Source organism: Arthrobacter cheniae, from assembly GCF_003602275.1.
GTDB lineage: Bacteria > Actinomycetota > Actinomycetes > Actinomycetales > Micrococcaceae > Arthrobacter_D > Arthrobacter_D cheniae.
The window spans coordinates 16,579-38,664 of record NZ_QZVT01000001.1 but is presented as its reverse complement, the minus strand read 5'-3'; the positions used below and the strand labels follow the sequence as shown (position 1 = coordinate 38,664).

Below are 22,086 nucleotides of genomic sequence, written 5' to 3'. Positions count from 1 at the left end.
ACTACCGCCGGCCGTGGTGAAGATGCGATGGTTCGGGACCCGTAACCCGGGTCTTGCAAGTATTGTGCCGTACATGTCCCCACAGCTCCGCTTCGATCCGTTGGCGGCCACGCGCGGCCCGGACGGCCCCGATTTCGACCTCCTGCTCGCCGGACAGGTCTTCTTCGACATCATCTTCACGGGTCTGGAGCACTTGCCGTCGCCCGGGACGGAGGTCTGGACGGACGGCATGGGCTCCGGCCCGGGAGGCATCGCCAACCAGGCCATCGCGGCGAGCCGGCTCGGGCTCAGGACAACCCTCGCAGCAGCGTTCGGTGACGACGGCTACGGTCAGTTCAACTGGGATGTGCTGCAGGACCAGGAGCATGTCGACCTCTCGCGGTCCCGTGTCTTCGAGCAGTGGCACTCGCCCGTGACGGTGTCCCTGTCGGTGCACCAGGACCGGTCGATGGTCACGCACGGCCATCCATCTCCGCTGAGCGCCTCCGAACTGATGGGCACGCCGCCGTCCTGCAGGGCCGCCGTCGTCGGGGTGGAGCAGGAGATGGAGCCCTGGGCGCAGGCCGCCGCGGCCGGCGGGACGAAGCTGTTCGGCGACGTCGGCTGGGACCCCGCGGGGAAGTGGGCCCCTGAGACGCTGGTATCACTCGAGCACTTCTACGCGTTCATGCCCAACGGTGCCGAGGCCATGGCGTACACGCGGACGGATGATCCGTGGGCAGCCCTCTACTCGCTCGCGGATCGTGTCCCCGTCGCCGTCGTGACGGTGGGCCAGCAGGGTGCGATGGCCATCGACTCGCTGACAGGGGAGGAGGAGTGGGTTCCGGCACTGCCTGTCTCGGCCTATGACCCGACGGGAGCGGGCGACTGCTTCGGTGCAGCCTTCGTCATGGGCGACCTCGCGGGCTTCCCGCTCGCCGACCGGCTCAGCTTCGCGAACCTGTGCGCTTCTCTGTCCGTGCAGCATGTCGGCGGTTCCCTCGCTGCGCCGGGCTGGGGCGACATCGCGGATTGGTGGCATCGGGTCAACACAGGGCGCGACGGCGTCCGGAAGCAGTGGCTGCGCCGCTACGCCTTCCTCGAGCACCTGGTGTCCGGCGTCCCCACCGAGGACGTGCGCCGGGCGACGGCGACGATCGCACGGCAGTCCGACGCGTCACCGGCGTCGGGTCCTGCCGAGATCCGGTGGGACGGACTAGGGGACCTGGGGTGAGCGGCGCCGACAGCCTTGAGGTGAATTGAGGGGAGACCCCGAGTGCGCCAGAACGCGATACCGAAGAATAGCGGCGCGTCGAGCTGCCGGGCGTGAGTGTTACGCCCGGCGACCCACTGCTGGTGTCTAGCTGTCGAGCCAGTAGTCGTGAATCAGGGTGATAGTCAGCCTGATCACGTTGGTGAAGAAGGAGAACTTCGCCCAGTTCGTCAGGCGCCTCTTGCGGTTCATCTGGTTGTGCTCCTTTCGCTAGCGCGAACAGAGGAGCCAGGTACGTCACCACATGACAAAGCACCGCAAGGTAAGGGGCCCGTTCGACTTGACGTCCAACTGGACCTAACCTAGGTGTGTATCACGTGCATCTACAGCCGTATACCTAGCTCGGATTCGACCCTGAGCGAAGATGAAGGTCCCGTTGGCGCGGGGCCTTCTCTCGTTTCAGGGGTGAGACCCGAAGGGTGGGGATTGGGGGTGCTCACCGAGCCATTCTAGGGCGAGCGCAGCCCCTGACCCCAGCCGGTGCCCGGTAGACTGCGCGGACCCGTGGACAGCCGACGAATCCGGTCACCTGCCGTTCACCCTGCACCGGAAGACTACAGCCGTGACCATTCCTCCACCCGAGACCGCCCCCGCACCCTTTTCTGCGCATCATCGCCCGCAGTTCGCTACCGTCGTCGCCCTGAATGGTCGGGTATCGCCGAAATCGCACGCAGAAAAAAGGCTGCAAGGTGTAGTTGAAGATGCTGGAGGTTTCCGCGCTATGGTTGCGCGATAGCTCGTAGGTGACTTGCTCCACGTGGTTGTCGTACTCGTGAACCCCCGCTGGCCTGCTTATCTCGTCAGGTTTTCAGCGGGCGTGACTGCACCTAGCTACACCCCGCCCTCACGTTGAATCTTGATGAGGGGTTCGAGGAACCGGATTTTTACCGCTGTGCGTGTGTACGCGATCGCGTGCGCCCGGACGCGGATGGCCTTCGACGGGTAGCGGACCCACGCATACACCCGACGTGGTTCGGGGAAGTCGGTGGGCCGGCAGTTCTGGCCGTGAAGCTCGGCCGCGGTGAGCATGATCAGTTCCTCACGCATGACGAACTCGGTCGTAGACCGCTGTCGGCAGGGGCCCAAGTTACCGGCATCCCTGCCACGTGGTTCAGAGACAGTTGGACTCGGTGAGGGCAGGGCGGGGCTGAAGGCTTAGAACGGAGGGGTCTGACGGCGGAGGCTTACACAGCTCTAGTCCGCTTCCTCGAGGCCTTCCTCCTTGAGGGCCGTTCCCCGTGCCGCCGCGAAACCTGGTGCGCTAGCCTCAATATCGAACTTCACTTCGTTGGGCGAAGTCCGGTAGATGCTGAACTTGTTCTCCGGGTAGTGGCCTTCTCCCGATTCGTTGTCGAAATAGACCGTTGCTTCCGTGTTGGGAGCAATGGCCAGTCCCTCGAGCTTCTGGTAGTAAGACTCGGTCTTTCCGGTCGGCGTCTCGGTCATTGTGTAGTAGACCTCCACCCCGGTGATTTGTTCAGTGAAGGAGTTCTTGATGGTGAACTGCAGCCTGTCGCCGACCTCCTTGCCTGACGCCTTGTCCACGTTGTTCTCCACCATGGTCTCGCTGATGGCCAGGCCTGTTTTTGTGCCGGTATTGGTGATCGGGTTTTTCGCGACGGGCAGCACAGCCGGGCCGGCTGTGGAACCGGAGGCGGCGGGAGCTTCCGTCCGCGCCTCGCTGCCGGTGCCCTGCGACGCCTCGCAGGCTACGAGGCCGACGAGGGCTGCCGCAACGATGAATAACAGGGAAAGGAGCTTTTTCATCTTTAGGGGAGCTTTCTCAGTAGGGTTTCGCGGGTAGTGGAAAGGAAAGCTGCCGCCACTGTAAAGACGGAGGTACCTAACAGCCAGAGGCTGTTGTGGGAGGTGGCGTCCCAGACGGCGCCGAGAGGCATTTGGTTGTACTGGGATTTGACTCCCAGGTAGGCAAAGACGGCACGCTCGTACTGCTTGGTGGCGGACGTCTGCTCCACGAAATCGCGCCCGGTTTCATAGCTGGCAAAGTGCGTGAGGAGTGCCTTCTCGTTGGTCCTGTCGATTTGCAGGCTGGCGAAGAAACCGCCGGGGATCTGGTTGTCCGGGTCCATGGTGTCACCGATCTGCGGGATGACTAGGACGATAACGAGCCAGAGCACGAGGGCCAGGACTAGCCCGCTGGCTGGCTGCCGGGTGAGCGAGGCCAGAGTAAGGGCTAGAAGCGACCACATGATGAAGTAGACCCAGGTGTGTGCTGCAGCGATGGCCAGACGGAGGAAGTCCTGGCCCCCCAGCTGTGCCCGGCCGGCCAGCAGGACTGCCAGGGCGATCACGGCAAACAGCGCCACGACCACCACGAGCCAGACAATGACTGTTGCAAGGATTTTTCCTCCCGCAAAGGCGTGTCTGCCAAGCGGCCGGGTAAAGAGGAGCTGGAGGGTGTTGCTGCCTTTTTCCTTCGCCACGAGCCCGTAGCCGAGGATTACCGCGAAAAGGCCGCCAACGATTTCCAGGTATTCGATGCCTGCCCGAAGCATCTGCAGGGGGAAGAGGTTGGGGGGAGGGGTGGGAGAGCCACCTGCGGCCTTCAGCGCGTCAGCATAGGCGGTGTACTCCGCCAGTTTCACGCGGTAGTCCGCGGCCGCGACCAGCACGGAGAGGAGGATGACCGCGCTCAGGAAAACGAGGAGCATCGCAATTGCCCTGCTACGGGAAAGGTCCTTCAGTTCCTTCCGGCAAAGGACTCCGACCTCAGCCATGAAGTTCCCTCCTCATGTGATTCGGACCCGCCATCAGCAGGGCAAGGCAGGCTGCGATGAAGAAACCAAGAATGACCAGCAGGCCGCCTTCCGCAGTGCCCGCTGCCTGGGGATCTTCGAGGATCAGCGCTGTGGTGCTTTTGAACTGTTCGCCCAGGGACAACGGCCCCGTCAGTGCACTGGTCAGCTCGAAAAAACGGGACTCCGCGGGCGCAGATTTGGATACAGGGTTCAGCAGCGAGACGGGATGTGCCGCGGTACCCAGCAGGGGCAGGATAAAGATGACGATGCTCCAGACCACGATAGGGAGCAGAAGCCCGGAGGTTGCGGTCGCGCAGCGGATGCCGTTGAGCATTCCGAGCGTGACGAAGGGGATCAGGAACAGCCACGCGACCCCGAACAGGGCCAGGATCCGAGCGGCTTGGGCTGGCGTGGGAAAGGAGCCAATGGCGACTGCAATGCAGGCAATGTTCACAAGGGCGGCAACGGCAAGGATGAACAGCAGCAGCAAGCCGGTTCCGGCCAGCTTGGCCGCAAGGTATTTGACGGGGGGTACGTCCCGGGAAAGCACCAGGTCAATGGTCCGGGCGCGCCGGTCACGCAGGGTAGATTGGGCGCCAATGACGATGGCCAGCAGGGCGGCGATCAGGATGATGTAGATCACCGTGTTCCTGGCATAGTACAACGGCGAGATTGTTGTAAAGGGATTCGGAGCTGACGTCAGCCCCTCCCTGACGGCCTCCTGGTACACCTCCGTGACAGTGCCTTTGGCGGCGGAACCGATAAATGCCGACGCTGCGATCATGGCCATGAAAACCACCAGCAGGAACTGGGGAAGCCGTTCCCGCCTGGCCGCGACGGTCTCCTGCCTGATGGTGGCAACCCAGACGCTCATGATGGGGTTCCGGCTGCAATCGACAGGTAGATCTCCTCAAGGGAGTCCTGCCCAGGGAAGGAATTCATAGTCGCGGCGATGGAGTCCTGGTAGATGAGCTCGCCCGCGCTGAGGATGCCGATGCTCGTGCAGGTGCGCGTCACTTCCCCCAGGAGATGGGTGTTCATGAAGACTGTCACCCCCAGTTCCCGGTTGAGCCGGATGATGATGTTCCTCAGTGTGGCCACGCCCTGCGGGTCCAGGCCGGAAGTCGGTTCATCCAGGAACAGGACCTCCGGTTCATGCAGGATGGCCTGGGCTATGCCGGCACGCTGGCGCATGCCTTTGCTGAAGGTGCCCATGCGCTCTCGTTCGTGACCGGGGAAATCGACAATGTCCAGCACCACGCGGATCCTGGCGGCTGGATGCTGCACACCGGAAAGCTGGGCGAAGAACATCAAGTTCTCGTGCAGCGTGAGGTTGTCATAGAACTGGACGTTTTCCGGAAGGTATCCGATGACCCGGCGGACCTCTGCCGGCTGTGTCTGAATGTCACGCCCGGCTACCGATGCCGTTCCCGAGCTGGGGGGCAGCAGCGTCGTCAGGATGTTCACCGCAGTCGTTTTGCCTGCCCCGTTGTGTCCGAGCAGCCCGAAGATTTCACCCCGGGGGACGGAGAGCGTGAGCTGCTCGAGTGCTGTTTTTTCACCGTACTGCTTGACCAGGCCTGTGATTTGAATCGCCATGTCCGTCATGAAGAGGACGGTACGCCGTGCTGGATAAGAGGAAGCTGAGAATTCACCTCCGCGAGACCGGACTTTCTCCGCACGCCAGAGAATGGGGTTTGTCCCTTGCCCCGGAACGGACCATCCTTGAGCCATGGATCCCGAAAGCACGGGTCCCCGCCGCCTTGCGGCGCGGTTCCGTCCCGGCAGGACACGCTGGGGCGTCCGCAAGCGTGCCACGGCCAGCGCGGTGATGGTGGTGGCAGGTGCGCTCCTCGTCGCCGGGTCCATCCTGCTGATCCTGCTGCAGACTTATCTCAGCGCATCCACTGAGACTGCGGCCCGGCGCAAGGCTGACGACGTGATTGCCCAGATGGCGGATGATGACGTGGAAGAAGCCGCCGAATACATCATGAACACCGCTCATGCCGGGCAATACGTGCAGATCCTGACGCCTGCCGGAACTGTCTTCGCCTCCTCTGATTCCGCCGGAACTGCACAGCCTGTTACTGCCTTGCGGCCACCAGCGGGAGAGACCCTGATGCAGAAAGCGTCCGGACTGCCCGCTCTGGGCGACAGTGACGATTTCTTCATAGTCGCCAAGGGGGTTCCGGTGGACGGGGAGACTTACACGGTGGCGATTGCGTCAACAGTCCAGGTCCAGGCGGATACCGTCTCAACCGTCGCTTGGTTCATGCTGGGTTTGATGCCGGTGCTGCTCGTGGCTGTTGGCCTGCTGGTGTGGGAGCTCGTGGGGCGTTCCCTACTCCAGGTGCAGCAGATCCGGCGGCAAGTATCAGGTATCAACCTTCACAGGCTGGGCGGACGGGTGGACGTGCCGCCGACGGCTGATGAAATCACTGCCCTGGCATTGACGATGAACAGCATGCTGGACAGGCTCCAGGCCTCCGAACAGGAGCAGCGGCGGTTCGTCTCCGATGCCAGCCACGAGCTCCGGAGTCCCCTGGCAACCCTCAGTGCTGCGGTTGAGGTGGCTTCCGCGGACTCCACCGGCGCAACATGGAATGAGCTGAAGGATGTCCTCGCCGGTGAAACAGCCCGGATGCGGTTTCTCGTCGAAAACCTGCTGACACTGGCCAAATCCGACGACGGCGGGCTACGCATCGACCTGACGGACGTCGACTTGGACCACGTGGTGCAGGATGAGATTCGCCGCCTGCGTGCCACAAGCGCACACCCCATTGAGGCGGACCTCCGGCCCGTACGGATCACGGGTGACCCGATGCGGCTGGGGCAGGTGCTGCGCAACGTGCTGGACAACGCGGACAAGCATGCCCGCTCCCGCATCAGGATCACCCTCGATACGCGCCCCGGCGAGGCCGTCCTCGCCGTCGACAACGACGGCGACCCCGTGCCGGAAGGCGACCGTCTCCGGATTTTCGGCCGCTTCGTCCGGCTGGATGAAAGCCGGGCGCGCGGAAGCGGGGGCAGCGGCCTGGGACTGGCCATCGCGGAAAGCATTATGGCCGCGCATCACGGGACCATCAGTGCGACCGAAAGCCCGGCTGGCGAGTGCCGGTTCGAGCTCGTCTTCCCGTGGGCCGCCCCAATCGGGCTTCCGGACCATGATCGCGGTGACCGGCTGCAGTCTCCGTTGCCTAAGCTAGGTCCGCTGTGAAGCTGCGTCCGCGGTGAGGACGTAACCCATTCCCCGAACAGTGGTCAGGGTATGGAGATTGAATGGGATGTCGATCTTCCGCCGGAGGTAGCCGATGTACACCTCCACCACGTTGTCGCCGCCCTCGAAGGCCGGATCCCACACGTTGTCCAGGATCTCCGCCTTGGACACCACCTGGTCATGGCGCCGCATCAGGTATTGCAGCAGTCCATATTCACGGGCGGTCAATACGATCGCGCGGTCACCCCGGCAGACAGTCCGCCGGGCAGGGTCCAGGACCAGCGACCCCAGCGACAGCACAGCAGGCCGTTCGGGGGCGCCGCGGCGAATCAGGGCGCGGATGCGGGCCACCAGGATCAGGAAACTGAACGGTTTCGTCAGGTAGTCATCAGCCCCGAGGTCGAAGGCATCGGCCTGGTCGTATTCCCCGTCCTTCGCCGTCAGCATCAGCACCGGCGTCCAGATTCTCCGTTCCCGGATCTCTTTCAAGACTTCATAGCCGTTCTTCAACGGCAGCATGACGTCCAGGAGGATGACGTCATAGATGTTCTCCGTCGCAGCCCACAGTCCGCTGACGCCGTCATGGGTGACCTCCACGACGAACCCCTCGTTGGACAGGCCTCGGCGCACCGTTTCGCCGAGCATCTGTTCATCCTCGACCATCAGCACCCGCATAGGCCCCGCCTTCTTCGCCAGAGACGAATTATATGCTTGCTTCTTCAAGGGTAGGATTGCGCCCCTGTATAAACCTTGGGTCAGGGTTACGGACGGACCGCGCGATCCAATGTGGCGCTGAGCTGCCGCACCAAGCCCATCACGACGGCGCTCACCGACTGTCGGCTGCTTCTACTGCCCGCTGGGTTCGTAGTGNGAACCGCAGGTCAGGCCGCTCACCGAGTAGTCGGCCGACACTGCAGTCTCACGTGATGGCTGGTTCGGGGTGGCCTGCTGGGGTGCGCAGCACCCACATGACCCTCCCGTGGGAGGGTCCGCGTCGGAGTTCTGGGTCCCGCTGATGTCGGTGAGGGTCATTGTGGTCCTGACAGTGTCAGTCATGGTGTCTCCTGCAGTCGGTGAGCAGCGAATTGTTGAGGTAGTCGCAGCGAAGAAAGGATGAGCCTCTGTAAGGCCCTGGTTTCATCGAGCGGTGCAGCTGGACCTTTACGGCGTATATCCCGGGGGAGGGGGGCAACCTTCTGAGGTAGTACCGAAGGTATACCCCCGGGGGGTATGCGTCAAGGCGAGACGCGTCACAACTGAGGCGATCGTCAACGAGGGATTTCTAGCGCGCGGAACATCCCCGAACCCCACCTCATCCCGTGGATTGTCGGCAAGGAAGTCGGATCAGTTCGAAACAACGGGCCTCAGCTGATTGCTAAAATCAGCCGCCATGAACAATGAGTCGCGAAGTGCTCGAGAAAGGACCCGGCCTATCTCGAGCACTTCGCGTCGTTCGCTCCTTAGCTGTGGTTGAGTGGCGGGGCAACAGTTGAAGATCGACGCCGCAGGTGTCCACGAGTAGGAGTGACGTATGGACTGGGGAAGTTTGGCCGACTGGGTCTCAGGAGTTGCAACAGCGGCAGCGGTGATATTTGCCTTCCTCGGACTCCGTGGTGAACGGGAACGTGACCGACAGCTGAACCAGCGAATGTCCGATGAGCAGCTTTCTAGAGACTATTTGGACAGATCTGCGCAAGCGTCAAAAGTGTCGGCATGGCACGAGGATGCCAGAGGTGTCAGCCCATCCGGGCTCACCTGTATCCGAAATGGATCGGAAGCAACCATCTACGACGTTTATCTCGCACTGGTTAACGGCCGGGGCGAATCAGAAGGATCTTCTGGCACACCAAGTCCTTTCGGACGATTGCTTCGAGTCGTCCCACCTCAGCAAACACTGAAGTTTCCAGCCCCTAAAGGGTGGGAAGGCATGTCGTTGGCCCCCTCCTATGACATCACCTTCCGCGACTCCCAAGGTGTTACGTGGTTTCGCAGCAACTGGGGGCACCTCTCAGAACGTGAGCACGATGTCTTTGTTCATTACGACCTGCCCAGGCCATACCCGTACTACGGATTGTCTACAACTGCTGACTAAGTCTGAAATCCTAGCCGGAGATCCTTCAGTAAACGTTCAGTGATCGATCGGCTTGCGGGACCTCTCAGGCGAAGTTACCTCTAGAACCTAGCCCGACCTTGTACCGCAGATGGGTGGCGTGAAGGTCGGGTCCGTCTGCAACACCGACCTGTAGCTTGTTGAGCCAGGGCTGGTGATGTCCTAACGCAGCGCGGCTTGGAGCCGTCTATCTATCGGCCCATCATCAGCCGAAAAAATTCTTCCATTGACCTAACCGGTCGAAGGCGAGTGATGACACCGAATTGACGGTATAGAAGGACTGCTTTGACGCCAGTCAGTTCACGATGAGCGTTCATGTAGCGCACCATCTTGGCGGCGTCTGAGCGACGGATTTTTGCGACTTTAAAGTGGGTATAAGGCAGGATCCCGCTCTTGTTCGATACTCGTAGTGTGAAGCTCTGTTCACGGAACTCCTCAACTAAACGTGCACTAAGGCGCGGCAAGTACTGAAGGAAGGCCCCAAGCGAGGTAGCTGCATCTTCTACTTTCTCGCTCCCGTCTGCTGTAGTCCGAACCAGTAAGTCAACGAAAACCGAGGGTCTGTAAGGGTCGAGCAGACGATCATTGAGTGTCCTCTCGAGAAGATGTGCCTTGCCTTGAACGAAGACGACCCAACTCACAATGGTGGAGGTCACTCCCTTAAGGAAGTCCCAGTTCTCATGAACCCATTTAAGGAACTCGTAGAAGGCGGGCGCGCCGGTGGCAGAAGACCCGACACCTGGAAGTCGGCAACGGCGCGTGGCGAATCCTGCCTTTGTCAGCTCCTCCTCCACAGCTTCCAGGACCTGATCTTGAACTGAACTCGTGTCATAGATGGAAGGACCGCGAACGGAAGCGGTGAAGTCCACTCCTGTGAAGCTGTCGGAGGGAGCTCCGTCGAGCGGAACGATGTCAAACCCGGGATACATGAAATGACCCTATGTCACTGCTGTGCCGTTGAAGACGCAAGGCACCGGGAGTCTCGACAGGAGAAGAACTAGCTCTAACTTCGCCACCTAGGAAGTTGGGTTTCGTCCAGCTCCAGATCACGTTGCACGAGTGTCCTGTATGCCGTGAAAGCATCGTCGGCTTGCATTGCTGCTCCAACAGTTCCTTCGCGAAGGCCCGTTGTCGCCCCGAGAAGGCTGCGGGCTGCTTGCGCAGCTTCAGCACTGGCGAACAGTTCGACATCCATGAGTTTCGCTACGAGGTCTTTATTCCAGTCAAACCCTGGGACCTCTGTCCCTGGAACACCAACGTTCGTGTAAATGGACATCCAGTGCCGAAGGCGGTGGTGTTCGGCCATGAAGCTCACATGTGCCTTGTATCGGTGCTCTTTAGCCCACGACCGGCGTTGTCGCTCCTGCTCGGCGGCTGATTGAGACTGATCTCGGGTCCACTTTTCAGCCTCTCTAGCGGTTGCTTGACGTTGGGTATGAACCACGCCGGCCAATGCGATCAGACCGGTAACCAAGCCTGTGATTAAGGACGGAACAAGAATCGTCTCCATCCTCGAATGTTCGCATGCAATTGATCCGTCAGAGGTTCCCTAACCGCGCTACGGTCCCATGTCGTTGAGCAAACTGATCCTCAACCTGAGTGGGCGTGCGAGGGGGGTTCTTTAACGACCGGTTGTGCACCCACGTTCTGCGACACCGCTGAGGCAGCGGGGGAGTCGGGTTAGCAATGGCGTCTTCGCGCTCACCACTACGGCCACGAGTGCCCTCTCATCAAAGAATCCCTTGACTGCACGAATCGGACACCTCGACGGGCAGTTGGGGTGTGGACCGCAACGCTAAATGGTCGGGTTTTCACACCGCTATCTGACGTGTCAGATCGGTGCATCGACTCGCATCCCAAGTGATGCAAGACAAAAGTACGAGACAGTTCCGCTAGGTGTGCTCCCGTGCATCGCAACACAACTAGGATGATCCTCCACCGTGCCCTTTGTCGGGCGGGTCTTACGCGTCCCAACGACCGAGGAAAACCTTCCCGCAACGGCACCGGCAGAAATCAGAGCTGCAAGCCGGTTGCTGGGCTGAGGGGCGTAAACTGAGAACTCTGAAACCCATGAGCGAGACGGGCCCGACATGGATGCTTTTGGTGACGGTTGTCGGCCGGCTGGGAGGAAATCTCTCAGAGGTGTCGGATGGGTGGCCGCCGCGGCGGCGGCCGCGACAACGTTGGTGATCCTCCCGATACTTGTCCGCAGTCCCTCCACGACACAAGCAGTTCCGCCCGGCTGGCTCGTGGCCTTGATTTTGGCTGCGCCCTTGTCCGCTTACCTGGTCAGCCGCCTCAGGGGTATCGCCTTGAGTATGGCGTTGTCCCTGTTGGCTGGGTTGCCCCAGGTGCCTCTGATGGTTCTGCTGTCGGCTGCGGCGATCTGGCTAGACGTTTGGCGGGGACACCTCTTGCCCGGATCAGGCGAGGAAGCGATGTCCTACGGAATAGGGACAACCGTCGCATTCGCCGTTGGGATCCTCCTGCTGATCGCGGTGGCCGCTGGCACCAGATTGGGTGCTCGACCTCGGGGAACAAAGAAGAGGCTCCGCCGGCCCTTGGCTGGATGATGCTTTCCATAACCTACGATTCGGGGCATTCGGGTTTCATACTTGTTTGTGTGCTGCCTACCCCGAGAAAAGGGGGCACCGTGAGGGATATCCAACTGGAAACGCACACCGAGTTGCAGGCTCCGGCTTCGAAGGTCTTCGACTTCGTCGCGGACAACACCAACGTGCCCCGGTGGCAAAGCGGTATCGATGAGATACAACGCATCACTCCGGGTCCTATCGGCGTTGGCACAGAGCATGAGTTAACGCGGCGATTCGCAGGGATGAAGATCGTCGGCCGTAACCGCTACATCGCCTATAAGCCTGGCCGCTTTGTCGCCTTCGAGATTCCTTCCGGCAAGATGAACGGAGTGGCTTCCTACCTGGTCGAGCCCACTGGTGCGAACACCTGTCAACTCATCAGCAAGGTGGATTTCCAAGTGGTCGGACTAGCCCAGTTCGCGACACCCCTTCTGAAGCTGCTCTTCAAGCGCGACGACAAGAAGGCATTAGCCAAGCTAAAGAACCTGATGGAAAACCCTCAAGCCGCGGATTGACCCGGACGGTGACACGAGCGGCGGAGGGTCTAGACCTGGTGTAACGTCGGGTTGCTGCTCGGCTCACACAGGGCCAGCTGGCGGGCAGGTTGCATCCCCATGTCGGACGTGTGGGGGTGGTGAGTAGGATCGGCGGATGACTAGCGCTGAGAACGTGCCGCTGACTTACCCGGAATTCAATGATCAGGGCGATCGGAACCCGGTTCGTCTTCCACTGACGGAGGCTTCGGAGCAGTGGGAGGTGAACACTGCTCAGGCTGCAGAGTCCATGGAGCCGGAGGAACCATGGAGCTTGGGCACGCCCACGGCTGAGCCGGACCAGAAGTAGCCGCGGTGCCGGTGGTGTAGGTGAGGTTCGTGTGGGTGCCGGTTTCGTCATGATGCTCTTGGCACTGGCCGCTTATCGTGACCGGCATGTCATCGGGCGTTTCCAAGCGAACGTGTTGTGGGAGGCCTTCAATATTGGCGAGGACCGACAGCCCGAGATCGCGGCCGGTCTGGCTGCGATCTGGGCTGCAATGGTAGTCCTGTTGCTGATCTGTGGCCTTGCCATTGGTGTAGCTGGCTCTGTGGCCTTGCCATTGTTGTAGCTGGTCTTATCTCGCTTTAGAGGACACCGTTCATCGTGTTGTCACCTGTCGCTGGTAGCTTCACCGGATGGACGCCACCCTGCCCACGCCCCAGACCGTGCACACCGTAACGACCGCGAGTCTTGCCGGTCGCGGGGGCTTCGACGAGCAGTTCCTGGGTGTTCCGGTGCTCGTGCCGGCCCTGGCCGGGGTCGAGACGGTCCTGCTCCCGTACACGCACTTCTCCGTGCTGATGCGTCCGGACAAGCGCCTGGCCGCGATCACGGCGCTCGGCATCGACGGTGCGAAGCTCATGGACCTGGACCGGTCCGGGATCCAGTGGCGGCTGGACCCGCGGTTGCCCGAGGACCAGCAGACAGGGGAGCGGGTCTACGCGCGCAACGACATCGACCGCGGACACCTCGTACGTCGGGCATCAGCTGTGTGGGGTGAGACCCGGGCAGAGGCCCAACGAGCCAATGAGGACACCTTCCACTACACGAACGCTGCCCCGCAGGCCGCGAAGTTCAACCAGGGCCTGGAGCTCTGGTTGGGCCTGGAGTCGTATCTGCTGGAGAACGCCGCGGACAACGGGCGGCGCCTCATCGTCTTCACGGGCCCGATTTTCAGCGACGTCGACCCCGTGTACCGGGGCGTGGAGATCCCGTTGTGCTACTTCAAAGTCGCCGTCTTCCTGCAGGAAGGCTCATTGGCGGCGACCGGGTACGTCGTTGATCAGACGCCGCAGCTGGATGACCTCGACGACGTACCAAAGCCCGGCGCTGTTGGGGATAATGCGCCACCGTTGGGGCCGTTCCGGACTTTCCAGGTTCCAATTGGCGACATCGCCGCGCTCACCGGATTGGACCTCGAGCAGCTGGCCGAGGTTGATCGGATGCCGATCGCCGCGGCCCTACCCAGCGCACGCGTCACCTCCACCTGGCGCGAGCTATCCAGCCCCGAGTGCCTCGACCTAGACTTCGACCTCGGCAGCTGACTAGAGGCCACTTGGAGGCCGTTGCCAGCATCGCCCTCATCTCAGCAAAGGATCCTTCGGCCGATCATGGAAGAGGGCAATGGCGGCCAGTAGGGTAGTCGTCCCGTTTTCGCAGGATGTGTTGACAGGTGAGTGGTGGGTCCTGTGTCAGGCTGCTCGTTCGAACCAGTCGATTGCGAGGTTGGCGATTGCGGCGGGGGCGTCGTCGGTGATGAAATGCGCTGCGTCGTCGACGTAGGCGAACTCGATGCGATCGGCGTACCGGTGCGGATTGCGGCAGGTACGTCCCATGAGCTCCTCGGTCCAGGGCCGGTCGCGGCGGCCGAAGACGACGAGGGTCGGCACCGTGAGCCGCTGGCGGCTGTAGACGCCGCTGGTCAGGCGTGCGGCTTCGGGCAGGATCATGTGGCGGGTGAGTGGACGCACCGCGCTGTCGATGTCGGGGCGGCGCATCGGGGCGAGGTGGGCTTCGATGACCGGCTCTGGCATCGGGTGGGCAACGTACTCCTCGGAGAAGATCCCGCGCAATGAGGTACCGGGGGAGTGCCAGATGAACTGAGGTAGGTGCCGGAAGCCTGGGAGGGATCGTGGGCTGAACTTCATGAAGGCGGGTGGCACGGCGAGCTGCAGGGCCGTGCGCACCCGCTCGGGGTGGCCATACGTCAGTTGCCAGGCCGTGATGACGCCCATGTCGTGGGCGACGAGGTGGGTGCGCTCGATGTGGAGGGCATCCAGTATGGCGAGCAGGTCGTGGAGCCGGGTCTCGCGTTCGACCCGCGGATCCTGGGCGACCGTCCAGCCGGCCCCGCGTAGGTCGGGGCAGATGACGCGGTAGCCGTGTTCGGCGATGACCGGGGCTATGGCGTGCCACTGCCACCAGTGCTGGGGAAACCCGTGCAACAGCATGACCGGTTCGCCCTCGCCAATGGCGGCGAGGTGGGTTCGCAGGCCGGGTGTTTCAATGATGAGGTGCTCGAAGCCGGGGGCCTCCGGTAGCGGAGGCGACCAAGTTGGAGCTTCGACGGAACCTGTGCTGCTGGGCTCGGACGTGGCCACGGCGACCTCTTTCGTGCAGTAAAATACTACATTCATAGTAGACCTCGTGGAAGGGGGCGTCCATGCCTGTAAAGAAGCGTCGATGGCGTCGGTGACCCGGGAGCGTGCACTCGAGGCGGCTGTAGAACTGCTTGGCGCGGAGGGTGTGCGCGCGTTGAGCCATGCGCGAGTTGATGATCGGGCGGGCCTGCCGTCGGGGTCGACCTCGAATTGGTTCCGTACCCGCAGGGCCCTGCTTGCCGGTGTGGTGGACTGGATTGCCGAGCGTGAGCGTGCCGATATGGATCCAGCCGCAATGCCTGTGATCTCCGGAGTCGACGAGCTGATTGAGGGTTTGTGTGAGATGGCCGAAATGCAGACCGGACGATATGCGGGGCGCACCCGGGCGCGGTACGCCCTTTTCCTCGAGCTCGCACAGGACCCTGAGCTTGGTGAGCCGTTGCGGCGGCAGCGGCGCGAGTTCGAGCGGTGGGCTGAGCGGATGGTGATCGCCGTCGGTATCGCCGACCCCTTGCCGGCGACGAGGGCGCTCATGGCACTCTGCGATGGACTGCTCCTGCATCGACTCACCGTTGACCCCGAACTCGATGTGCGCCCTGCCATCGAACGCGCGATGCGTGCCCTCGTAGAGTCCTGACCTGATGCCTTGGCGCTAAAAACTACACCGCCGCGGCAAACCTCATAGCGAGGTCGAGTATTCGAGGCCGTAAGCACCGGTCACGCCTTCTCGATAACTTGGCTACTTCACAAGCGATGTCCCGGCCTTCAACCACGACCGGCACGGGCAGTTCGCATCCAGTCAAAGGATCCCTTGGCCGGATGGACCCGATGCCATGCTGTTAACGTCCACCGCTTGCTCGAGTTGAGATGTTTCGTGTCGGAGACATGGTGGAGTGCGCCGGCGGGACCGTGATTTCCTGCTGTCCATCTGTGTGCGGGACAAGCAGCGAAACGTGGGGAGCTTGTGCCGTGCATCTATGGGCAGCAGGCTCAGTAGTAGGTATCTTGGCAGCCTCGTCCTGGTTGGCTGCCCATTTTGTGAGCTTTTCTGGAAGTGGCGGGGTTCTTGCGCCACGTTTTAGCGGGGTGATCTCCTGTTGGGGTGTTCGGCGGCTAGTAACTGATCATCCCGTGGGGGCTGTTGTAGGCAAGGACCTTTTCATCCTGCGGAGTGCTGGCAGGCCTGTTTAGGCTTGTGATGTCACCCAGTTACTTCCCGAGGAGGACAAGTTGGTGTACATCGATGAGTCACGACGACTCAGATGAGGCCTTGCGTGCCCTGATCACCGATGTCATGAGGCAGGGGCACATCAGCACCCATGGGTTGTGGGCGTACTACTTCAGTATCGGCGGCAACATCGACGAGGTGGAAGTCGACGCGTACCTGCACGGACTGATGCCATTGCCGGTACTGGATGAGGAATTGCTCGCTGTCGCCGTAGCAGAGATGTACGCGGACACCTGAGGTGCTGGTTACGGGTCGATCAGCTGAAGACGGGCTTTTAGTCGAAGTGGGTGGTGGGGGGTTCGTCGCTGGCAGTTGATACGACGTGTGCGGCGATATCACGGAGCTTCATGTTCCGGCTATTCGAGGCGGCTATCAGAATATTCATGGCCGTTGTCTGGCTGCACCTGTTCTGTCCCATGACGATGCCCGTGGCGAGATTGATGACGGTCCGGGATTCCATCGCCGAGGTGAGGTGCGCTGCCTGATCCGCCCCGGCGGGTCCGGGACTCCAACTGGGGGATACGCCACCGGGACATTGACTACGATCAGGTCTCCGAAACAGTTATCAACAACGAAGACGCCGCGTCGGTCAGGGCCTACCTGAAGATCCTGTCACCGGCTCAGCAAGAAGCCATCAACCTCGCCTCCTACACGGGCCTTACCTACACCGATGTGGCCCACCGGCTCGGCATACCCGTACCCACTGCTAAAACCCGCATCAGGGACGGCCTCAAAAAGCTCAGCGCCTGCATGGCTGAGCACAACCCCAACTGACCTCGTTGCTGTCGTTGCTGTCGTTGCTATCGCTGCGGTGCTGACGGCGACACGCGCCCGACGTGGCGGGGTGCGTGTCCAAAAGGCTCCCCACAATCATGATCGGCACGACGTGTTGGCATTTCAGCGAAGGATCCTTCGCTAAGCCCGTCGAAGTGTGATCACCATCTTTACGGTTTGGTCGTTGTGGTCGTTGCTTAGATGCAATCAGGTGTCGAAGTGGGTGTTGGGGAGGTCTTGTCCGATGGATTGGACGACGACGGCAGCTACTGCGTTGAGCTTCATATTTCGTCCGCTGGACGCGGCTTTGAGGATGGTCATGGCCGTGTCATGACTGCACCTGTTCTGACCCATGATGATGCCGGCCGCAACGTCGATAAGGGTGCGGGTATCCATGGCTGCTTTGAGGTGATCGTTGGTGTCAGTGGCCTTCGCGATCCGTACTGCCGTACGCAGTGATTTCGCTGCCTGACATGCAAGCATCTCGGCATCGGCAATGTCCTCAGCGGTGAAGTGATCCGCACCCAAGGCGTAGAGGTTCATCGCCGCGTTAGCGTCGCCGTCGAGCGGGATGGGGACACCGATCGCTGAGAGAATGCCGTGATCAGCAATGGCCGCCGGGTACCGGCCGAACCTGGTCTCAGTGCGGAAGTCCGCGACCGTGTGGGTTTGCACCTCGCGTGCAGCTCGCAGGCAGGGCCCGTCATCAAAGGCGTACTGAATCTCGTCCATCTTTTTCGCGTGGTCGTTGCTGCTGGCCACGGTCGTCTTGGTTCGAGGGCGCAGCAGTGTCACGGCTGCGAGGACCTCGGTGTCAGGAGAGGAAAACCTTCCTGCGGCCAGTTTTGCAAGATTCGTCAGGAATTCCTCGACATCGGTGCTCTCCAAAACCATGTCCTGCAGCACCCCAGCCACGGACACGTCAGTGAAAGCATCGACAGGGCCATCAGCTGATGTATCAGGGCGTGCGTCGTTGTCAGACATACCGTTCCAGTTCTCAGCGATTCTCACCGTCGCAGCCATGCTTATGGCCCGGCCACCACCGGGTGAACCCCGGATTCGCTAGATGATTAGGACAATTCTACCCGGCGCATAGGCGCAGGCGCCGGGAGTCACACTCGGCTCAGCAGGGCCCGACCCAAGACTTTTCTACAAAAGGTCAAGGCATCCGGCCCGCAAGGCGGTTCGGTCTTGTGGCAGCGTCTCAGAAAAGGATCCCTTGATGCGGCTGTCCGCTTCACGGCCATGACTGGCTTCGAGTGAGGGGGTGTTCAATCTTCTCAGGCTCATCCTTAATGAGAACGTACCTGTCGTCGTCAGAGCCGTCGTATCACCGTTATCACCGTCCGCTGAGTTCGTAGTAGTGCCAGTACCGGCTTGTGGCGTTCACATCCGCGAGCACCAGCAGACCGCTGTTGGTCGTCCGTTGCGCGGCACTGTTGAGGTTCTGCTTCATCGACGTCACGTTGTGTGCATACTGGTCGGCGTCGACGATGCGAGGTGTCTTCGTGGTGGTGAAGTCGATGGCGTCCAGCGGTGTGGATTTTTCGTAGATCGCGCCTCCCGTGCTGGTGCAGGCACCAGCGTCGGTTGTGCCATCGGGCTTCGGATAGGTGGCGAAGGTGCGCAGCATCCGGGTGCTCTCGTCGATCATGACGATCATCCGGTTCGGGCACTCCGCCACGGTCGCGATGGTGTGCGCCGTCCACGTCGTACCGTTCAGTGCCAACAGTTGGATCAGAGGTTCGGACGCGAACGTGAACGAGGTCTTGATGGCGGCGAAAACCCTTCCATCGGAGGAGCTCAGCGTCTTCAGGTTGATGTGGTCATCACCGCTGTTCTGTCCCAGGACCGCCGCTACCGGGGTGGTCCAGTCGGTATTTGATGCTCCATCGACGTGGTAGCTCCAGTACCTGCCGTCGGTGGCATCGCCGACCTGCCGGCTCCACATCACACCCATCTTGTTCCCGTCGAAGGCGATGACCGCCGACGTGTCGTCCACGGACACATTGCTCAATGGCGAGGGGTGCGCGAACGGCTCCCCCCAGTACCGGCCATCGGTGCCGGTGACGTTCAGGTAGATCTGATTCCCCTGCTGCCAGGTCGCCCATACCCGACCGGTCGAGTCCTTATCGATGGTCAGGGCCTCGACGCGCTGGTTGTTGATCTGGGTAGCACTGAGCAGCGTGTACGCCTTCGTGCTCCAGTTGTAGCTGTAACGTCGCATCGTCGTCGGGAAGCCCGTTTCAGCCGGCAGTCCGTCGGCGACGAACCGGTAACTGGCCACGTTCAGCGTCGTTCCATCCCACAGCACGTCATGATGCGTGCTTGCCCGCGTCTCCGTCGCCACACCCGTATCGACCCACGAGATCGTCGCGGCATCGAATCTGAAGATATGGAAGTCCGAGCTGTCGGTGTCCCACAGGTTCCCCCACCAGATTCCGTCGTTGAACCACAATGCGCTCGTGGCCCGCTTCGTACCCGTCGGCGACGGCGTCCCCACGTGCGAGGGGTCCTCGACCCCGACATCGCCCGGCTCTGGCACGGTAGGCGCTGGTGGCGGTGTCACCGCCGGCGAAGGCACGTCAGCCGGTGTAGCTGAGGGGCCGGTTGCTGAAAAGGGTGTGGCCGTTGGTGCAGCCGGAAAGCCGGTGTCGGGGTCGGCTGGGATTGAACAGCCGGTGAGGAGCAGGAGAGCGATCACCGCAGACACCAGGTATCTGCGGCGGCCGCTGAGCGAGCTGATCATGAGGTTTTTTTCCGTGGTCCGATCAGTGTGCACTGCTGGATCGTGCTAGCGCTGGGCTGCTGTTGCGTGCTCAGGGCTGAGGAGTAGGTACGGTCCTGACCGGCCAGTGCCGGGGAGCTTGCCACGGCGACGGCGACGGCGCGGATGGCGAGGGCCGGTACGGCGAGAAGACGCGTCTTCTTATTCATGGGATACATGATCTTTCACTGTGCGATGAGAACGAGTCCGGATCCGGCTTCGCACTGACTTCCGTTCGGAGCACGACGACGCGCGGATGGCCCTCCCCAGAGCACCGATGCCTACCAGAATGTACTGGAGCGTTGTTCCGTCTTCCTCCTGTCTGAATACCATAAGCATGCACAGATCACAAGAGAACACACCTCCTTCACCCTGCGTGGACGGCCGAGGAAGCGTTGTCACTGTGAGTGGTGGGAAATCCAGTCCTCGAGAGCGTCGAGGATGACATTGAGCCCGATCTCGAACTCATCGCCGAAACTGTAGCCAGGTTGGAGCACACGCTCGGTGGCGATCTCGTAGAGGTACGGGTACTTGCCGCCCGAGAACAGCTCCCTCATCGGCTGGGCTATGTCAGCGACGGGCTCTGGACCACTGAGCGGAAGAGCGGACTCCTGAAGTGCGAACCCGTAGATGTAACTGTCCAGCAGCGCGTAGGCGTGAGCTGTCATGGCCACTGAGAAGCCTGCCCTGCGCAGGACGCCCAGGGTTGCCTCGTGGTGATCCAGCGTTGCAGGTCCCGGACTGGTCCGGGATTCGAGCAGGCCGATAGCCCAGGTGTGGCGCTGCAAAACCGCTCGAACCGAGTTCGCCCGCCGATCCATCCCCACTCGCCAGCCACCGTGGTCGGACGGCAGGTCGATTTCGCTGAAGACCAGGTCCACGAGGCTATCGAGGATCTCATCCTTGTTCGCGACGTAATGGTAGATCGCCATCGGTTTCGCTCCCATAGCCTGAGCGAGCGAGCGAATCGTCAGCGATCCGATTCCGGATTCGTCCACCAGGGCCAAAGCGCTGTTGAGCACTTTTTCCCTGCTGAGTCGGACACGTCCCTGTGTACTGGCCCCGACAGATTCTGCGGTCATTCCGGCCCTCGGATCTATAGCTTTTCCGTACTTTGTACGTTACCCTACCCGTACATAGTACGTTCGTGGTCTCTTCGAGGGTTATCAGCGAGAGAAAACAGCCATGACACGTGACGGGCAGCATAAGGTACTGGGCCCCGTGGAGAACCGCGGGGCGAAAGGCACCACCATGCGTGCCGTCCTGCGCGACCACTACGGTGACGCGGAGGTTCTGCACATTAGGCCCGTTCCGCGACCGACGCCTGCAGGCGACGAGGTGCTCATCCGGGTCCATGCGGCCGGCCTCGACCGGGGCGCCGAGCACCTGATGACGGGCAAGCCCTACTTGATCCGCCTGGGAACAGGATTGCGTCGTCCACGCAACGCTGTCGTGGGCTCCGACTTGGCGGGCACGGTCACCGATGTCGGCGCAGAAGTAACATCCTTTCGGGTCGGCGATGAGGTGTTCGGGACAGGCAAAGGCTCCTTCGCTGAATGTGCCACAGCCCGTGAGGACCGACTCGTCCTCAAACCGGCGAACCTGACATTCGAGCAGGCCGCGGTGGTTCCTACCTCGGGGCTCACCGCACTGCAGGCCCTTCGCGATGTCGGGCGCATCCAGAAGGGACAGAAGGTGCTGATCGTCGGCGCTTCCGGGGGCGTCGGCAGCTACGCCGTTCAATTGTCGGGGCTGTTCGGTGCCGAGACCACCGGAGTCTGCAGCACCGGGAAACGCGAGTTCGTGGTCTCCCTCGGCGCTGATCACGTCGTCGATTACACCTGCGATGACTTCGCCGACGGCGCACGGCGCTACGACCTGATTCTCGACATCGGAGGAAACCCCAACCTCTCCAGGCTTCGCCGCGCGCTCGAACCCCTCGGTACCGCCGTCATCATCGGTGGGGAGGGAGCCGGCGATTGGACAGGCATGGGCCGGCAGGTACGCGCCACGGTGATTTCTCCATTCATCCGCCAGCGCCTTGTCATGATCATCGCTCAACAGCGCATCAGCGACCTGAAGCTCCTTGCCGAGTTCATGGAAGCCGGCACCGTGACGCCGAGCATCGACAGCACATACCCGCTGGAGCACGTCCCGAAAGCCATGCGCCATCTCGAATCCGGAACGGTGCGCGGAAAAATAGCCATCACCGTCTGACCCGCCCCCTTTTATTGGAAGTAGAGGCATC

Annotated in this window: 24 protein-coding genes; 10 read left to right on the top strand and 14 right to left on the bottom strand. The window is 61.6% G+C overall.

All coding sequences use genetic code 11. From position 1 onward, the window contains the following. Positions 1–73 precede the first annotated feature (73 nt). Positions 74–1,213: a carbohydrate kinase family protein gene (locus D6T63_RS00210; RefSeq protein ID WP_120147034.1), complete on the top strand. Its 1,140-nt coding sequence runs from the start codon at positions 74–76 to the stop codon at positions 1,211–1,213. 870 nt (positions 1,214–2,083) lie between these two features. Here D6T63_RS00210 and D6T63_RS00205 read toward each other — a convergent pair. From D6T63_RS00205 to D6T63_RS00185, 5 genes are all read right to left on the bottom strand, one after another. After that, positions 2,084–2,299 (bottom strand): hypothetical protein, encoded by a 216-nt coding sequence (locus D6T63_RS00205; RefSeq protein WP_120147033.1) that lies wholly within the window; start codon positions 2,297–2,299, stop codon positions 2,084–2,086. Positions 2,300–2,446: 147 nt separating this feature from the next. Next, on the bottom strand, positions 2,447–3,019 hold the full coding sequence (locus D6T63_RS00200) for a hypothetical protein (RefSeq protein WP_120147032.1): 573 nt from the start codon (positions 3,017–3,019) through the stop codon (positions 2,447–2,449). A gap of 2 nt (positions 3,020–3,021) precedes the next feature. Then, positions 3,022–3,990: an ABC transporter permease gene (locus D6T63_RS00195; RefSeq protein WP_120147031.1), complete on the bottom strand. Its 969-nt coding sequence runs from the start codon at positions 3,988–3,990 to the stop codon at positions 3,022–3,024. Beyond that, positions 3,983–4,885 carry an ABC transporter permease gene (locus tag D6T63_RS00190; protein WP_120147030.1) on the bottom strand — a complete coding sequence of 301 codons (903 nt, stop codon included), beginning with the start codon at positions 4,883–4,885 and terminating at the stop codon, positions 3,983–3,985. Before D6T63_RS00190 ends, D6T63_RS00195 begins: the two co-directional genes overlap by 8 nt. Further along, positions 4,882–5,619, bottom strand: a complete 738-nt coding sequence (locus D6T63_RS00185; RefSeq protein ID WP_120147029.1) for an ABC transporter ATP-binding protein — start codon at positions 5,617–5,619, stop codon at positions 4,882–4,884. Before D6T63_RS00185 ends, D6T63_RS00190 begins: the two co-directional genes overlap by 4 nt. 124 nt (positions 5,620–5,743) lie before the next feature. Here D6T63_RS00185 and D6T63_RS00180 point away from each other — a divergent pair, with 124 nt between their 5' ends. Next, complete coding sequence (locus D6T63_RS00180) at positions 5,744–7,228, top strand: sensor histidine kinase (RefSeq protein ID WP_120147028.1); 1,485 nt, start codon at positions 5,744–5,746, stop codon at positions 7,226–7,228. Here the strand turns inward: D6T63_RS00180 and D6T63_RS00175 are convergent. The 3 genes from D6T63_RS00175 to D6T63_RS18850 form a co-directional block, all read right to left on the bottom strand. Beyond that, on the bottom strand, positions 7,214–7,903 hold the full coding sequence (locus D6T63_RS00175) for a response regulator transcription factor (protein ID WP_120147027.1): 690 nt from the start codon (positions 7,901–7,903) through the stop codon (positions 7,214–7,216). The two genes, D6T63_RS00180 and D6T63_RS00175, sit on opposite strands and share 15 nt — an antisense overlap. Positions 7,904–9,529: 1,626 nt before the next feature. After that, positions 9,530–10,267, bottom strand: a complete 738-nt coding sequence (locus tag D6T63_RS00170; protein ID WP_120147026.1) for a hypothetical protein — start codon at positions 10,265–10,267, stop codon at positions 9,530–9,532. Positions 10,268–10,341: 74 nt separating this feature from the next. Then, positions 10,342–10,848: a hypothetical protein gene (locus tag D6T63_RS18850; RefSeq protein ID WP_147394274.1), complete on the bottom strand. Its 507-nt coding sequence runs from the start codon at positions 10,846–10,848 to the stop codon at positions 10,342–10,344. A 1,143-nt stretch (positions 10,849–11,991) separates the two neighbouring features. Between D6T63_RS18850 and D6T63_RS00160 the strand changes: the two genes are divergently transcribed. From D6T63_RS00160 to D6T63_RS00145, 4 genes are all read left to right on the top strand, one after another. After that, the gene (locus D6T63_RS00160) at positions 11,992–12,447 is read left to right on the top strand and encodes an SRPBCC family protein (RefSeq protein WP_182976818.1); all 456 of its coding nucleotides are present in this window, start codon (positions 11,992–11,994) and stop codon (positions 12,445–12,447) included. 136 nt (positions 12,448–12,583) lie between these two features. After that, entirely contained in the window at positions 12,584–12,775 is a 192-nt protein-coding gene (locus D6T63_RS00155) for a hypothetical protein (protein WP_120147024.1), read from the top strand. A 31-nt stretch (positions 12,776–12,806) separates the two neighbouring features. Further along, positions 12,807–13,037, top strand: coding sequence for a hypothetical protein (locus D6T63_RS00150; protein WP_120147023.1), 231 nt, complete (start codon positions 12,807–12,809; stop codon positions 13,035–13,037). Between the two features lie 67 nt (positions 13,038–13,104). Next, the gene (locus tag D6T63_RS00145) at positions 13,105–14,013 is read left to right on the top strand and encodes a DNA/RNA non-specific endonuclease (protein ID WP_120147022.1); all 909 of its coding nucleotides are present in this window, start codon (positions 13,105–13,107) and stop codon (positions 14,011–14,013) included. Positions 14,014–14,160: 147 nt separating this feature from the next. On the opposite strand, the gene D6T63_RS00140 is transcribed toward D6T63_RS00145, so the two are convergent. After that, entirely contained in the window at positions 14,161–15,069 is a 909-nt protein-coding gene (locus D6T63_RS00140; protein ID WP_235830457.1) for an alpha/beta fold hydrolase, read from the bottom strand. Positions 15,070–15,151: 82 nt separating this feature from the next. On the opposite strand from D6T63_RS00140, the gene D6T63_RS00135 reads away from it, so the two are divergent. Further along, on the top strand, positions 15,152–15,706 hold the full coding sequence (locus tag D6T63_RS00135) for a TetR/AcrR family transcriptional regulator (protein WP_120147020.1): 555 nt from the start codon (positions 15,152–15,154) through the stop codon (positions 15,704–15,706). 606 nt (positions 15,707–16,312) lie between these two features. Continuing rightward, a complete protein-coding gene (locus tag D6T63_RS00130) occupies positions 16,313–16,534 on the top strand; it encodes a hypothetical protein (protein ID WP_120147019.1) in 222 nt (73 codons plus the stop codon). Between the two features lie 37 nt (positions 16,535–16,571). Here the strand turns inward: D6T63_RS00130 and D6T63_RS19970 are convergent, their stop codons facing one another. After that, positions 16,572–16,859, bottom strand: coding sequence for an ANTAR domain-containing protein (locus tag D6T63_RS19970; RefSeq protein WP_268877998.1), 288 nt, complete (start codon positions 16,857–16,859; stop codon positions 16,572–16,574). Here D6T63_RS19970 and D6T63_RS20165 point away from each other — a divergent pair. Next, the gene (locus D6T63_RS20165) at positions 16,775–17,071 is read left to right on the top strand and encodes a sigma factor-like helix-turn-helix DNA-binding protein (RefSeq protein ID WP_120147017.1); all 297 of its coding nucleotides are present in this window, start codon (positions 16,775–16,777) and stop codon (positions 17,069–17,071) included. The two genes, D6T63_RS19970 and D6T63_RS20165, sit on opposite strands and share 85 nt — an antisense overlap. A 207-nt stretch (positions 17,072–17,278) precedes the next feature. Here the strand turns inward: D6T63_RS20165 and D6T63_RS00115 are convergent, their stop codons facing one another. The 4 genes from D6T63_RS00115 to D6T63_RS00100 form a co-directional block, all read right to left on the bottom strand. Further along, entirely contained in the window at positions 17,279–18,055 is a 777-nt protein-coding gene (locus D6T63_RS00115; RefSeq protein ID WP_120147016.1) for a GAF and ANTAR domain-containing protein, read from the bottom strand. A gap of 355 nt (positions 18,056–18,410) precedes the next feature. Continuing rightward, entirely contained in the window at positions 18,411–19,616 is a 1,206-nt protein-coding gene (locus tag D6T63_RS00110; protein WP_235830455.1) for a hypothetical protein, read from the bottom strand. 200 nt (positions 19,617–19,816) lie between these two features. Further along, positions 19,817–20,008, bottom strand: a complete 192-nt coding sequence (locus D6T63_RS00105; protein WP_147394273.1) for a hypothetical protein — start codon at positions 20,006–20,008, stop codon at positions 19,817–19,819. A 228-nt stretch (positions 20,009–20,236) separates the two neighbouring features. Further along, positions 20,237–20,920 (bottom strand): TetR/AcrR family transcriptional regulator, encoded by a 684-nt coding sequence (locus tag D6T63_RS00100; RefSeq protein WP_120147014.1) that lies wholly within the window; start codon positions 20,918–20,920, stop codon positions 20,237–20,239. Between the two features lie 103 nt (positions 20,921–21,023). Between D6T63_RS00100 and D6T63_RS00095 the strand changes: the two genes are divergently transcribed. Beyond that, on the top strand, positions 21,024–22,055 hold the full coding sequence (locus tag D6T63_RS00095) for an NAD(P)-dependent alcohol dehydrogenase (protein ID WP_235830454.1): 1,032 nt from the start codon (positions 21,024–21,026) through the stop codon (positions 22,053–22,055). Positions 22,056–22,086 lie beyond the last annotated feature (31 nt).

Bases quoted from the DNA above. Each gene is read 5' to 3' on its own strand.
- D6T63_RS00210 (WP_120147034.1), top strand. From the start codon at position 74: ATGTCCCCACAGCTCCGCTTCGATCCGTTGGCGGCCACGCGCGGCCCG.
- D6T63_RS00205 (WP_120147033.1), bottom strand. From the start codon at position 2,299: ATGCGTGAGGAACTGATCATGCTCACCGCGGCCGAGCTTCACGGCCAG.
- D6T63_RS00200 (WP_120147032.1), bottom strand. From the start codon at position 3,019: ATGAAAAAGCTCCTTTCCCTGTTATTCATCGTTGCGGCAGCCCTCGTC.
- D6T63_RS00195 (WP_120147031.1), bottom strand. From the start codon at position 3,990: ATGGCTGAGGTCGGAGTCCTTTGCCGGAAGGAACTGAAGGACCTTTCC.
- D6T63_RS00190 (WP_120147030.1), bottom strand. From the start codon at position 4,885: ATGAGCGTCTGGGTTGCCACCATCAGGCAGGAGACCGTCGCGGCCAGG.
- D6T63_RS00185 (WP_120147029.1), bottom strand. From the start codon at position 5,619: ATGACGGACATGGCGATTCAAATCACAGGCCTGGTCAAGCAGTACGGT.
- D6T63_RS00180 (WP_120147028.1), top strand. From the start codon at position 5,744: ATGGATCCCGAAAGCACGGGTCCCCGCCGCCTTGCGGCGCGGTTCCGT.
- D6T63_RS00175 (WP_120147027.1), bottom strand. From the start codon at position 7,903: ATGCGGGTGCTGATGGTCGAGGATGAACAGATGCTCGGCGAAACGGTG.
- D6T63_RS00170 (WP_120147026.1), bottom strand. From the start codon at position 10,267: ATGTATCCCGGGTTTGACATCGTTCCGCTCGACGGAGCTCCCTCCGAC.
- D6T63_RS18850 (WP_147394274.1), bottom strand. From the start codon at position 10,848: ATGGAGACGATTCTTGTTCCGTCCTTAATCACAGGCTTGGTTACCGGT.
- D6T63_RS00155 (WP_120147024.1), top strand. From the start codon at position 12,584: ATGACTAGCGCTGAGAACGTGCCGCTGACTTACCCGGAATTCAATGAT.
- D6T63_RS00145 (WP_120147022.1), top strand. From the start codon at position 13,105: ATGGACGCCACCCTGCCCACGCCCCAGACCGTGCACACCGTAACGACC.
- D6T63_RS00135 (WP_120147020.1), top strand. From the start codon at position 15,152: ATGGCGTCGGTGACCCGGGAGCGTGCACTCGAGGCGGCTGTAGAACTG.
- D6T63_RS00130 (WP_120147019.1), top strand. From the start codon at position 16,313: ATGAGTCACGACGACTCAGATGAGGCCTTGCGTGCCCTGATCACCGAT.
- D6T63_RS00115 (WP_120147016.1), bottom strand. From the start codon at position 18,055: ATGTCTGACAACGACGCACGCCCTGATACATCAGCTGATGGCCCTGTC.
- D6T63_RS00105 (WP_147394273.1), bottom strand. From the start codon at position 20,008: ATGAATAAGAAGACGCGTCTTCTCGCCGTACCGGCCCTCGCCATCCGC.
- D6T63_RS00100 (WP_120147014.1), bottom strand. From the start codon at position 20,920: ATGACCGCAGAATCTGTCGGGGCCAGTACACAGGGACGTGTCCGACTC.
- D6T63_RS00095 (WP_235830454.1), top strand. From the start codon at position 21,024: ATGACACGTGACGGGCAGCATAAGGTACTGGGCCCCGTGGAGAACCGC.